This is a genomic window from Treponema berlinense, from assembly GCF_052273165.1.
In the GTDB taxonomy this organism is placed as follows: Bacteria; Spirochaetota; Spirochaetia; order Treponematales; family Treponemataceae; genus Treponema_D; species Treponema_D berlinense_A.
Window position 1 is genome coordinate 1 of sequence record NZ_DAVZIU010000015.1, and the last position, 12,576, is coordinate 12,576.

11 protein-coding genes and 1 pseudogene are annotated in these 12,576 nt (G+C 38.8%); 10 read left to right on the top strand and 2 right to left on the bottom strand.

All coding sequences use genetic code 11. The annotated features are described in order from the left end of the window. Nucleotides 1–282: 282 nt before the first annotated feature. The 8 genes and pseudogenes from folE2 (at nt 283) to ACT6XC_RS06365 (ending at nt 8,604) form a co-directional block, all read left to right on the top strand. Entirely contained in the window at nt 283–1,077 is a 795-nt protein-coding gene (folE2, locus tag ACT6XC_RS06330; protein ID WP_443738103.1) for a GTP cyclohydrolase FolE2, read from the top strand. 120 nt (nt 1,078–1,197) lie between these two features. Continuing rightward, nucleotides 1,198–2,604, top strand: a complete 1,407-nt coding sequence (gene miaB / locus ACT6XC_RS06335; protein ID WP_443741206.1) for a tRNA (N6-isopentenyl adenosine(37)-C2)-methylthiotransferase MiaB — start codon at nt 1,198–1,200, stop codon at nt 2,602–2,604. A 46-nt stretch (nt 2,605–2,650) separates the two neighbouring features. After that, nucleotides 2,651–3,112 carry a hypothetical protein gene (locus tag ACT6XC_RS06340; RefSeq protein WP_443738101.1) on the top strand — a complete coding sequence of 154 codons (462 nt, stop codon included), beginning with the start codon at nt 2,651–2,653 and terminating at the stop codon, nt 3,110–3,112. 38 nt (nt 3,113–3,150) lie between these two features. After that, nucleotides 3,151–4,161, top strand: a complete 1,011-nt coding sequence (locus ACT6XC_RS06345) for an SPOR domain-containing protein (RefSeq protein ID WP_443741207.1) — start codon at nt 3,151–3,153, stop codon at nt 4,159–4,161. Nucleotides 4,162–4,175: 14 nt separating this feature from the next. Then, on the top strand, nt 4,176–4,832 hold the full coding sequence (locus ACT6XC_RS06350; protein WP_443741208.1) for a thiamine diphosphokinase: 657 nt from the start codon (nt 4,176–4,178) through the stop codon (nt 4,830–4,832). A 134-nt stretch (nt 4,833–4,966) separates the two neighbouring features. Beyond that, nucleotides 4,967–6,148: an MFS transporter gene (locus tag ACT6XC_RS06355; RefSeq protein WP_443741209.1), complete on the top strand. Its 1,182-nt coding sequence runs from the start codon at nt 4,967–4,969 to the stop codon at nt 6,146–6,148. Between the two features lie 248 nt (nt 6,149–6,396). After that, nucleotides 6,397–8,013 (top strand): annotated as a pseudogene (gene lysS / locus ACT6XC_RS06360) (lysine--tRNA ligase); the annotation flags it as partial. Nucleotides 8,014–8,046: 33 nt separating this feature from the next. After that, nucleotides 8,047–8,604, top strand: a complete 558-nt coding sequence (locus ACT6XC_RS06365) for a hypothetical protein (protein ID WP_443738118.1) — start codon at nt 8,047–8,049, stop codon at nt 8,602–8,604. Between the two features lie 99 nt (nt 8,605–8,703). Here the strand turns inward: ACT6XC_RS06365 and ACT6XC_RS06370 are convergent, their stop codons facing one another. Next, nucleotides 8,704–9,138 carry a MarR family winged helix-turn-helix transcriptional regulator gene (locus tag ACT6XC_RS06370; protein WP_443741210.1) on the bottom strand — a complete coding sequence of 145 codons (435 nt, stop codon included), beginning with the start codon at nt 9,136–9,138 and terminating at the stop codon, nt 8,704–8,706. A 137-nt stretch (nt 9,139–9,275) separates the two neighbouring features. Between ACT6XC_RS06370 and ACT6XC_RS06375 the strand changes: the two genes are divergently transcribed. Further along, nucleotides 9,276–10,961, top strand: a complete 1,686-nt coding sequence (locus tag ACT6XC_RS06375; RefSeq protein ID WP_443741211.1) for a formate--tetrahydrofolate ligase — start codon at nt 9,276–9,278, stop codon at nt 10,959–10,961. A 44-nt stretch (nt 10,962–11,005) separates the two neighbouring features. Next, a complete protein-coding gene (locus ACT6XC_RS06380; RefSeq protein ID WP_443741212.1) occupies nt 11,006–11,809 on the top strand; it encodes a hypothetical protein in 804 nt (267 codons plus the stop codon). Nucleotides 11,810–11,894: 85 nt separating this feature from the next. Here the strand turns inward: ACT6XC_RS06380 and ACT6XC_RS06385 are convergent, their stop codons facing one another. Then, the gene (locus ACT6XC_RS06385; protein WP_443741214.1) at nt 11,895–12,569 is read right to left on the bottom strand and encodes an ATPase domain-containing protein; all 675 of its coding nucleotides are present in this window, start codon (nt 12,567–12,569) and stop codon (nt 11,895–11,897) included. Between the last annotated feature and the right edge of the window lie 7 nt (nt 12,570–12,576).

Below are 12,576 nucleotides of genomic sequence, written 5' to 3' on the forward strand. Positions count from 1 at the left end.
GTGGTAGCGAAGCGGAATCCCGCCAATACTCTTGAGGCAGCGGAAAACGCTGCCGGCGTAAAATAAACGAGAATTGCGAAGCAATTGTCGGCGGGTTCCGTTTTGCGGAACCAGCGCTTGCACTAGCGATGTGCAGGGCGCGCAGCGTGGGGCTGTCTTAAAAATAAAAGACTGTCTTAAAACCGTTCTTGGTTTTTGAGGAGTTTTTTACAGCCCCATGGAGCGGAAGTGGAACCCGGAACGTAGCGACCGGCTCTGCCGGTAGTGCCCGAATAAAAAATTATGGTAAAAAAAATGATTGATGTTCAAAACTCGCCTGACACCAGGGAAGTGCCGTTACAGAAAGTTGGTGTAAAAAATGTAAAATATCCTGTCCAGGTGTTGGATAAAAACAACAAAGTGCAGAATACAACTGCCTGTGTGAATCTTTTTGTTAATTTGCCGCACGATTTTAAGGGCACTCACATGAGCCGGTTCATAGAAGTTTTCCATAAATATCATTCTGATATTTCGATGAAGAGTTTTTTGGAAATGCTCGAAGAAATTCGTGAAAAACTTGATGCACAGAGGGCTTTTGGAAGGATAAGTTTTCCGTACTTTATTGAAAAAAAAGCTCCTGTAAGTGGTGCAAGCGGTTTTATCCAGTACAATTGCACTTACGAAGGCGAAAGCGAGATGCTGGAAAAAGAAGTGGATTCTAAATTTTTTGTTGGAATTGAAGTTCCTGTGGCAACTTTGTGTCCTTGTAGCAAGGCGATAAGCGAATTTGGTGCTCATAACCAGCGCGGTTGCGTAAAAGTAAAAGTTTTGTATTCGGATTTTTTTTGGATTGAAGACATTATCGAAATGATTGAAAATTGCGCTTCGACACCGCTTTATTCTGTTTTGAAACGTCAGGATGAAAAATTTGTGACCGAACATGCTTACGAAAATCCGCGTTTTGTAGAAGATATGGTTCGGGAAGTTTATCTTGGACTTAAAAAAATGGGATTTGCATGGTTTAAGGTGGAATGCACGAATTACGAAAGTATTCATTTTCATGACGCTTATGCTTGTGCAGAATTTGGAAACTGCTGATTAAAAATAAAAATTACTTTTTGGAAGAAAATACGTGGTTTTGAGTGTTTTTTATGCGCCCTGCCACGTTTTTTTTTAGTATTCTCAAGTTGATGAAAATTTACTAAAATAATTAAGATTATGACTTATTTTTTTGAAACTTATGGATGTGAAATGAATATTGCGGAATCTGCCGCGATTGAACAACTTTTTATTAGCCGAGGCTGGTCGAAGGCGGAGGAGCCGGAACTTGCGGACATGGTTGTTATAAATACTTGTTCTGTGCGTGGTTCTGCCGAAAATCGTATTTTTGGCCGGCTCGGCTATTATTCTGGCGTAAAAAAAATTCGTCACAAAGAGCCTGGCGCTAAAACCCGCCTTGAAGAAATGCAGAAAGCCGTTGATTTTGTTGAAAAAAATGGTGTTGTCCCGTTTTATGTTGTCTTGATGGGGTGTATGGCCGAGCGTCTTTTGGACAGCGTTAAAAAAGATTTTCCTGTTATTGATTTTGTTGTAGGAACTTTTGGAAAAAGCAAATTTGGCGACATAATTTCTGCTGCGGAAGAACATAAAAAAGGTTTTAAAATTGAAGAAGATTCTGAATATACTTTCCCAAAAATCAGTTATGAAGAACAGGCGTTTAGCACCTTTGTTCCTATTATGCACGGATGCAACAATTTTTGTACTTACTGCATTGTTCCGTATGTGCGCGGACGTGAAGTGAGCCGACCGGTTGAACAGATTCTTTCGGAAATTGATTTTCTTTCCAAACGCAACGTAAAAGAGATTACGCTTTTGGGACAGAATGTAAACGCTTATCGTTGCAAAGACGAGTCCGTAGAAGGCGGAGAGTTGAATTTTCCTAAATTGCTCAAAAAAATCAGCACTCATCTTGACGAAACATCTTCTTCTATTCGATGGATTCGCTTTGAATCTTCAAATCCGAACGATTTTAGCAATGAATTGATTGAGATGATTGCGAACGACAGACATGTCTGCCATGGTTTTCATATTGCCGCCCAGCACGGAAACAACGAAATTTTGCGGAGAATGAACCGAAAAAACACCCGCGAAGAATTCTTAGCTCTTGTAAAAAAACTGCGCAGTGCCATGCCGGACGTTGAACTTATTACGGACTTAATGGTTGGATTCCCAGGCGAAACGGAAGAGCAGTTTGAAGACATTCTTTCATTTATGAACGAAATAAAATTTGAAAGCGCGTTTATGTACTATTATAATCCAAGAGAAGGAACTCCAGCTGCAAGTTTTGAAAATCAGATTGATGTTGCCGTAAAAAAAGAACGCTTAAAAAAAGTGATTGACCTTCAGTTAAAGCATACGACGGAAGTTATGAGTGGCCGCGTTGGAAAGACCGTAACTGTTCTTGCTGATATTGTGAGTCGCGACGACGAAAATGAACTTTTGGGCAAAACAGAGCAAAATGAGAGAGTCGCCTTCAAAGCCGATAAAAAACTGATAGGCTCATTTGTAACGGTAAAATTGACAGCTTTGAACGGGAATACGTTTAAGGGAATTATGATAAATTAGGGAATTAAAAGTTTGCGTTGCAAACTTTTTTACATGGAGGAAAAATATGCCTTTAAAATTGATTGGAACGATAATTCTTCTTGTAATCGTAACGATTTTTTGCGGTTTTAATCTTGAAGATGCGAATAAATGCGACGTAAACCTTATTTTTTATAATTTTCATAACGTGCCTGTTTTTTTGACGGTACTTGCATCATTTTTGGCAGGAATTGTCGTAATGTTGCCTTTTGCCCTGTTCAAAAAGAAAATGTCAAAAACAGAAATTTCGCAGGCGGCGCAAAAAATAAACGAAAAGGAAACAAAAAAAGCTGAAAAACAAAAATCGCTTGCCGAAAAAGCTGAAAAAAAAGCGCAACACGAAGAAGAAAAGACTATTTTTGATTTTAAAATCCGTCGTCCAATCGAAAAAAAATCTGCAAAACCAAAAGAAGTTGCAAAAGACGACAGTAGCGTGAATTCTGTTCCAAAACCTGCTGGAGAAACCGATAACGGCAAGACAGAAAAATAATTTTCCAGTGACCTGAAAAACTGTTTGTGAGGAAAGTTATGAAGCGTTTTTTTACAGTATTTTTTATTTTTAACCTCGTTTTTTTTGTTTTTGCCCAGAATTCAAATACTGCAAGAAAAATTGCTGAAGAGGCGGCTCGCAAAGAAACTCTCGAGCAGTCTGTCATCTATCTTAAAAAAAATGTTCCGGAATTGCACAATCTTGCAGAAAAACGTTCGGGCTATGCTTTTTTGGCCGGCGTTTTGGAGCAGAGCGGAAATTTTCAAGAAGCGATGAATTTTTATGTTCAAGCGGCGGCAATTGCTGCAGGCGATGCCGAAGGAATGCAGAAAAAATCGAGCGAACAGCTGGTTCTTGACGCGGTGCGTTGTGCCTTGAGCGCAGGAGATTGGGCGACTGCTCAAAATTATCTTAATTCTGCTGTCCGGAATTCTTCTGATTCTGAAATCATCGCTTTTATAAAACTTTATGAACAGTGGAGCATTTTATGCCAGGCAAAAACTTCTTTTGAGCTTACTGAACCTGTTGCAATTCTAAAAACTTATTCGACCCTACCTTCGATGAAATTCGTTCAGCCTCAGGTTTTGCTTACTTTATGGCACATAACTGGGGAAGAAACTTATTCTGCTCAATTAAAAAAATCTTTTCCTAGAAGTCTTGAATCGGCAATTGTAAAAGGTGAAATTCAGACTTTGCCGGCTCCGTTTTGGTATTTTGTTCCGAGAAAAACAGATTCTGTTCCAGAAATTGCAAGTGTTCAGAGTTCTGAAACGGAAATTCAGTCAAAAAATGAGAATTCAGAAAAAAACGAAGACGATTCAAAAAATGAAAAAATTCTTCGTCAGCAACTTGGACTTTTTAAGGACAAGGCGAATGCAGAAGGTTTGGTTTTAAAATTGAAAGAAAAAGGTTTTTCTTCTCATATTACCGAAGAAATACGTCCGAGCGGAACAAAATATTATCTTGTTGTGGTTGATGAAAATAAGTCAGGCTCAATTGGAAACGAATTGCGCAATGCTGGTTTTGAATGTTATCCGATTTTTGAATAAAGTTTCGGCGAAAGATGAATAGTTTGAAAAAAAATATTTTAAAAAAAAGTCGCTGCGTGATTTTCGGGGCTGCAAAAATTCAAGATTATGAGCAGATAAAAAAAAATTTGCTTCCTGATGATTTTTTTGTTTTTTGTGACGGTGGTCTTGTTCATTCAAAAGAACTGAAAATTGAGCCTGATTTAATTGTCGGAGATTTTGATTCTTTTGAAAAACCTGATACAAGTTCTGAAACAATTGTCCTTCCGTGTGAAAAAGATGATACGGATTCTTTTTTTGCCGTAAAAGAAGCGTTTGGACGAGGTTTTAGAAATTTTATGCTCGTTGGGATGATCGGTGGACGGTTTGATCATTCTATGGTCAACGTTTCTGCGCTTATCTGGCTTTTTGAGCGGAAGTGTAGTGCTTTTGTCCTCGATGATTTTTCAAAAATGCAGATTGTTGGAAAAAATCCCGTTTTTGTAAATAAAAAGTGCAGTTATTTTTCGATTATTCCTGTTTGCGGAAAAGTAAAAGGGGTGAATATTTTTGGCGCAAAATATCCGTTAAAAAATGGAAAAGTAAGTCCAAAATACATTTACACGACGAGCAATGAAGCTTTGCCAAAGCAAACCGCACAGGTAAGTGTAAAAAAAGGAATTGTCCTGCTCGTTGAAGTATTTTCAGAATAATTTATTGAGTATATTTTATAATTTTTGAATTATTTTTTATACCTTTTTTATTGAGTTTGAATCATTCTCTGAAAAGTGATATACTGAATAGAATTATAAATCATATTTTTACATGGAGACATTAGGATAGAAAAATGGAAAAAAAAGTAAATTTTAGAAAATTTTTGCCAAACTATTTTTCGTTTTTTGTAAATGGTTCAGTCGTTTTGATTGTCGGCGCAATCTTGCCCTATGTAATTGATGAAGCAAAAATCAATTTTGCGCTTGCAGGTTCTTTGCTTTCGTTTTTTGCAATCGGAAATTTTCTTGCAAGTTTTCTAAATCCTTTTTTGACTAAACTTGTGGGAAGAAAAATTTCGATATTCATAACTTCGCTTTTTATGCCGTTGTCGCTTTTGGGACTTTCTTTTTTGCCACATGTTTCTGTAATGCTTTTGCTTTTTATTCTTCTTGGAATAAGTCGTGGCTGTTACAGCGTTATAAACAATGCTTACATCAATGAAAATTCCGACGGGACTCCAGTTGCGCTTAATATTTTGCATATGGTTTTTGCAATCGGTGCATTTTTGGCTCCAATGGTAATGTCTTTGTTCTTTAAGTTTGATTTTACTTGGCGCGCAATTGTTTACACCCTTGCCATTGCTTCGTTCTGTTCTGCGCTTTATATGCTGACCTTGGATTTGTCTCCAAAAACTGTTGCTACTGAAAAAACAGAAAGAGAAAGCCTTGCAAAAAAATCTCCGTTCTGGAAGCAACCTCTTTTTTATCTTTCGGGGTTTTTGCTATTTTTCTATCTGGGACTTGAAAACTGCGTAAACGGTTGGTTTGTAACATATTTTAAAAATACAGGAATTATGTCGCCGGCATTTGCAAATTCTTTGGTTTCTTTTACCTGGCTTGCAGTTTTGTTTGGACGGCTTTTGACGGCCTATGTTTCGAGAAAAGTAAAAAAACAGAATATAATTCTATTTGACTGCATTATAACTGCCATTTTCTTTATTCTTTTGATTTCGACAAAGAATTTGGGAATTATTACTTTTGCGATTATCGGACTTGGTCTGTTCTTTGCAGGAATTTATCCGACCACAGTTTCCAATGCTTCTGATGCAATTGTAGGTTCTGACCTTGGAACTTCTATGCTTTTGGCAATCGCTGCTCTTGGAGGAATTATAACTCCTCAGATTGTTGGAATCGTAGCCGATAAAATCGGACTTGTAGGAGCAATTTGCATTCTTTTGGTAAATGCTTCGGTAATGATTGTTATTTCTGTCATAAACTTTTTGTTAAAAAGAAAGTCTGAACGGCTTGAAAAATAATTTTGTAAGTTGAACTGAAAAAGCGGTTTATTGTATAAACCGCTTTTTTTATGTAAAATTAAGGTGAATTTTGGTAAATTCCTGCTTTTGTGGCAGGGGCTGTAAGGGACGCAAAGCGTGTGTTTTTGCGCAGCAAAAATACTGGAGGCGCCGAGACGCCGTAACCCTGAAAGACCCGGTTTTTGCAAAGCAAAAAGCCACCCGAATAAACGGTGGAAGATATATATATTTTTTTCTAGGAACGAAAAATGTCAGAAAGAAACATTTCAGAACTCTGCCATTGGGCTGACCAGCAGGCAGAAAGAATTATCAAGCAGAAAGGCGAACTTGACCTTTATACCTGCGCTTCGGGAATTACTCCGTCGGGAACTGTTCATATTGGAAACTTCCGCGAAATTATTACTGTTGATTTGATTGTCCGCGCTCTCCGCGACCGTGGCAAGAATGTGCGTTTTATCTATTCTTGGGACGACTACGATGTGTTTAGAAAAGTTCCAGGAAATATGCCTAAACCAGAAGTTCTGGAAAAATATTTGCGCTATCCAATTACTATGGTTCCTGATACTTTTGAACGTGACGAAAATTATGCGCGCCATCACGAAAAGGACATTGAAACCCAGCTTCCTCGCGTTGGAATTCATCCTGAATTTTTGTATCAGGCGAGCCGTTATCGTGCAAACCGCTACGCTGAAGGCATGAAAACTGCAATGCAGCATCGCGATGTAATTAAAGACTGTCTTAACACTTACCGTGATGACGAACACAAAATGAAACCAGAAGATGTTTACTGGCCTGTTGCTGCTTTCTGCTGTAACTGTAACAAAGACACGACCGAAATTCTGGATTATGACGGTGAATACGGAATTACTTACAAATGTACAAGTTGCGGTCATGTAGAAAAAGGCGACCTGCGCACTTCAAAAGAGTTTAAGCTCGGCTGGCGCGTTGATTGGCCGATGAGATGGAATGAAGAAAAAGTTGTGTTTGAACCGGGCGGAAAAGACCACATTTCTCCAGGCGGTTCTTATGATACTGCAAAACTTGTTTCTAAGCGCCTTTACAACTGGGATGCTCCTGTTACAATGAAATACGACTTTGTAAAGCTTAAGGGCGTTCCTGGAAAAATGTCTTCTTCAAAAGGAAAGGTAATTTCTTTGGTTGACGCTCTCGAAGTTTACCAACCAGAAGTTTTGCGCTACATTTTTGCTCAGAACAAGGTTGACCACGAATTTTCTATCAGTTTTGATCTTGACGTTGTTACTGTTTACGAGGCGTACGACCGTACAGAACGCATTGCCTGGGGAAAAGAGCTTCCTAAGGAAAAAGATGAGAAAAAGCGCGAATCAATAATAAATCACGAAAAGCGCATTTATGAACTGAGTCAGGTTGAACCAGGATTCCCGAAAGTTGAGCCTTATCAGATTGGTTTCCGCCTTTTGACGACCCTTTTGCAGACTTATTCGGGCGATATCGATGCTGTAATCAAGAGCCTTGGAGATGTAAAACCAGAACAGGAAGAAGTTTTACGCCGTCGCTGTGTTTGTGCCTGGTACTGGATTAACGAAAGTGCACCTGATTGTGCGCCAGACTTCTGCTTTAAAATCCGCGATGACGGAACGACAGCAAAACTTCCGCATGTATTGGCAGATGCTGTTAAAAAAGTTCACGATGAAGTTCTTCCGAAAATTTCTTCGTTCCAGACAGACAGAGATTGTCAGGAAGCAATTTACGCAGTTGCAACTTCTCTTGGTATTGACGCAAAACAGCTTTTTACCGCTCTTTACGAAGTTATTATTGGAAAAGACCAGGGACCTCGCCTTGGAAGTTTTATGCGCATAATCGAAGCTGGCAAACTCGAGCGTCTTTTAGCAAGCATTGAAGGTGTTGACGAATCAAAATTGCAGAAAAAGACAACCGAAAAAAAACTTACTCCAGAGCAGATTGATAAACTTCCTCCTGCAGAAAGATTCAGCAGACGTGTAATTTTAAAGGTAAGTAAGATTGAAAAAGTTGAGCAGCATCCTGGTGGCGCTTTCCTCTATATTTTAACTCTTAACACAGGCGATCCAGAGCCACGGCAGATTGTAAGCTCGATTGTTCCGTTCTATAAGGCAGAAGAGCTTTTGGGAAAGAACATCGTTTTGGTTTACAACTTAAAGCCTGCAAATTTCCGCGGAGTTCGCAGTAATGGAATGCTTCTCGCCGCTTCTGACCCAGCTGTTACTGACAAAGAGACTTGCGAAGTTATTTTTGCACCGCAGTTTGAAGTTGGAACAATTCTTGAACCAGAAGGATTTAGCGCGCCGGAAGAAGAGCTTTGCTTTGTAAAAGCCGACAAGTTTGCAGAAATGGGGTTGCACACAAACTCTGGTTTTGTAGAAATCGACGGAAAGAAAATCGGAGCAAACGGAAAATTCCTGACCGTAGAAGTATACAAAGACGGAAAGGTGAAGTAAGTTTTTTAGACAACCAAAACACGGCGGTTAAACTTGTTGTCATAGGCGCAAGATAATTAACCGCCGTTTTTTTTTGAGCGCTGAATTTTTTATATATTATTATTTTTCCAGATTTGCTGACAATTTGTTTAAGAGAGAAACCAGCTGTGTTTTTTCTTGGTCGGAAAAATTTTTCCAGCAGTTTTGTATAAGTTCATTTGATAAATCGTTTGTTTTTTTGTTATATTGGCTTCCTTTTGAAGTCAGCTGGATCTGCTTTTTGCGGCTGTCGTCCAGGTCTTTTTTTTGTTCAACTAAGCCAGCTTGTTCGAGTTTTTTTACGAGTGCTGTTGTTGTGGATTTGTCGCGGTTTATTTTTTGAGAAAGTTCGCTGAGCGAAAGGCTTTTTGTGCGGCTAAGGCAAAAAAGAATGTTTCCGTGGCTAGTTGCGAGTTTTGTAAGGCCAAGAGCTGAAAGTTTTTTTTGCAGAAAATTTTGGCTTTGAGAGTGAACGTGCGAAATCAGGCTTAAAATTGAATTTTGATCGTAAATCATTGAATGAATTATAACCTTTTACGGAAAAAACAAGTAGTAAATTTGAAAAACAACAGATTGTTATTGTTTTTTTTGTTTGTTGTAAATACGGTTGAATTTTATTAAAATGTGAGAATATTATTTTGCGAGGTTTTGAAATGTTTTCAGATATTGAAATTGCTCAGAAAAATGAAATGGCTCCGATTGCAGATGTTGCAAAAAAAATTGGGATTGAAGAAGATTGTCTTGATTTTTACGGAAAATACAAAGCAAAAATTACTATGCCTGAACTTCGCAAATTTCAGAAAAAAGTTCTTGATCCTAAAAATCGCGGAAAGTTGATTTTGACTACGGCCGTAACGCCGACTCCTGCTGGCGAAGGAAAATCTACTGTTTCGATTGGTTTGGGCGACGGTTTGAATAAAATTGGCAAAAAAGCTGTCATTGCTTTGCGCGAGCCTTCTTTGGGACCGTGTTTTGGCATAAAAGGCGGTGCGTGCGGTGGCGGTTATGCACAGATTGTTCCAATGGAAGAAATTAATCTGCATTTTACAGGCGACATTCATGCGATTTCGATTGCGAACAACCTGATTTCGGCTTTAATCGACAATCATATTCAGCAGGGAAATGCTCTCCGTCTTGATCCGCGCACAATTACCTGGAAGCGCTGTGTTGACCTTAATGACCGGGCGTTGCGGAATATTACAATTGGTTTTGGCGGAAGAACAGACGGTGTTCCGAGAGAAGATCATTTTGTAATTTCGGTTGCATCGGAACTTATGGCGATTGTTTGTCTTTCGGTTTCGATTTCTGACTTAAAAAAGAGAATTGACAATATTACAATCTGTCAGACTTACGATAAAAGGGCAGTAAGATTTGGTGAATTAAAGTGTACTGGAGCGATTGCCGCTCTCTTAAAAGATGCTATTCGTCCTAATCTTGTGCAGACCTTGGAAAAAAATCCTGTATTTGTTCATGGAGGCCCGTTTGCAAATATTGCGCAGGGAACAAATTCTATCAATGCAACATACAGTGCCCTTGCTTGTGGTGAATATGTTGTTACAGAAGCTGGTTTTGCCGCTGACCTTGGTGCAGAAAAATTTATGGACATTAAGTGTCGCACTGCTGGCTTAAGCCCCGACGTAGTTGTAATTGTTGCTACTGTCCGCGCCCTTAAGATGCATGGCGGAGTTGCAAAAGCCGATCTTTCTGCGCCAGATACCGACTCTTTAAGAAAGGGATTTGAAAATCTTGCCGTTCACATTGAAAATATTTCTAAATTTGGAGTTCCTTCCGTTGTTGCAATAAATAAATTTGTTACGGACACTGAAGAAGAAATTGAGCTTTTGAAAAAACTTTGCGTGGAAAAAGGCTCAAAGGCTGTCTTGTGCGAAGGCTGGGGCAAAGGTGGAGAAGGCATGACCGAGCTTGCCCATACAGTTGTCGAAATTGCCGAAGCTGGAGAGTCTAAGTTTCATTATCTTTACGAATCTCATCTTTCGCTTGCAGACAAGGTTCGCGTTATTGCTACAGAAATTTACCGTGCAAAGTCTGTTGAATTTCCTCCTAGCGTTCTTAAAAAATTTCGTGAATACGAAGAGCGTGGTTTTAAGGAATTGCCTGTTTGTATTGCAAAAACTCAAAATTCTATCAGTCATGATCCAAAATTGATTGGCGCTCCAAAAGATTATGTTTTTCCTGTGCGCGATTGCCAGCTTTACAGCGGTGCAGGCTTTGTCGTTGTGCTCGCCGGAGATATTATGACAATGCCTGGTCTTCCAAAGTTGCCCGCTGCCTTGAATATCGATGTAGACGATGACGGAAAAATCTCTGGATTATTCTAGAATAAAAACTATACTGATTAAAAATAAAATCTGCTGGAGAAAAAATGTTCGGATTTTTTTTGAAAAAAAATTTTTGTGATGTTTGGGATAATCTTTTTTATCTTATTTTGACAAATGTTTTGCCTGTTGCAATTGGAATTGGCTCTTATTTTGCCATTTCTGCTTCTGCTGCAATAAATCCTTATCTTCCCAACGTAGTTTTTGTTCTGTGTGCTGGAGTTTTGATGAGCGTTGTGTTTTCATGGGGAGTAAATGCGCGTAAAATTGCCGATTTTAATTCGCCAAAATGGAGCTTGTTTCTTGCTTCCATAAAAAAATGCTTTTTAACTGGCTTTATTTTTGGTGTATTGCTTGCGGTTTTGATTTTGGTTGTAAGAATTGCCTTTAGTTTTTATCTTGGAATGTATCTTAAAAACGGAAGTTTGATGAGCATTTTGCTTGCTGCGGTTCTTGCCTGGTTCTTTTTTATTGTTGTTATGGCTTTGCAGTGGTTTGTTCCGTTGTATTTTTTGCAGGAAGACAATACTTTTGGAAAAAACTTGAAAAAATCGTTTATTGTATATTTTGACAATGCGGGGTTTTCGTTTTTAATGCTTTTGCATAATCTTGTACTTTGTATTCTGACGATCCTTACATTTGGTCTTATTCCTGGATTGAATGGAATTACGCTCAGTTGTACGAATGCATGTCGTCTGCGCCTTTACAAATACGATTGGTTTGAAGAACACCCGGATTATCTGGAAGATAAAGAAAAGCGGACTTCTGTTCCGTGGGATGAATTGATCGCGGATGATAAAGAATCGCTCGGTCAAAGAAAATTGAGTTCGTTTTTGTGTCCGTGGAAATAAGATTTTACTGGTTCGCGAGCCGTAAATACAATAAAAAAACCGTGGCGGATGCCACGGGCTTTTTGTTGATTCAAAAAAATTATGTTTATTTAGAAATAAGCAATGTTTTTGAATCAAGCTTAAGACCAGATTCTACGTCTTTTTTGTCGTCGAGTTTAAGAACGTCTACAGCAACGTTTGAACCTGTCTGAGCGAGGTTTACAACAACATCGAAGTATTTTTCCAAATTTGCAGGAACTACGTCTGCAAGTTTAGCGCCTTCTGATGTTGCAGATGTCCATACAGTTACTTTTTCTGACTGTGCATAGTCTGCAACTGCCTTAACATCGTCTTCTGAAACTTTTGTAAAGTCGATTCCGTCCATTACAACGCCTTTTACAGCAATTCCTGCTGAAGAAAGGGCTTTGAGTGTGTTTACAACTTTTGTAACAGAGAAATTATCGAGAGAGAAGTTGAGGATTGTGCGTTTAGAAACTACATCTGTTTTGAGTTCTGCACTGTTTCCTGCTGATTTTTTTGCAATTTCTGCAAAGATTCCATCGTACCATGAAATTACGTTTGAAGAATGAAGGTCAAAAGTTACGTGAACAAGCTGTTCGTCTTTTAACAAAGTGTCCATTCCAAACTGAACAAGCACTGATGTTTTTCCCAAACCTTTTTTAGAAGTAACGAGACCGAGGCCACCTTCTTTTAGACCACCTTCTGTTGCAGCATCAAAAAGGCGAACTGGGCTTTTATTGTAAAGATCCTGTTTTACCATGTGTTTC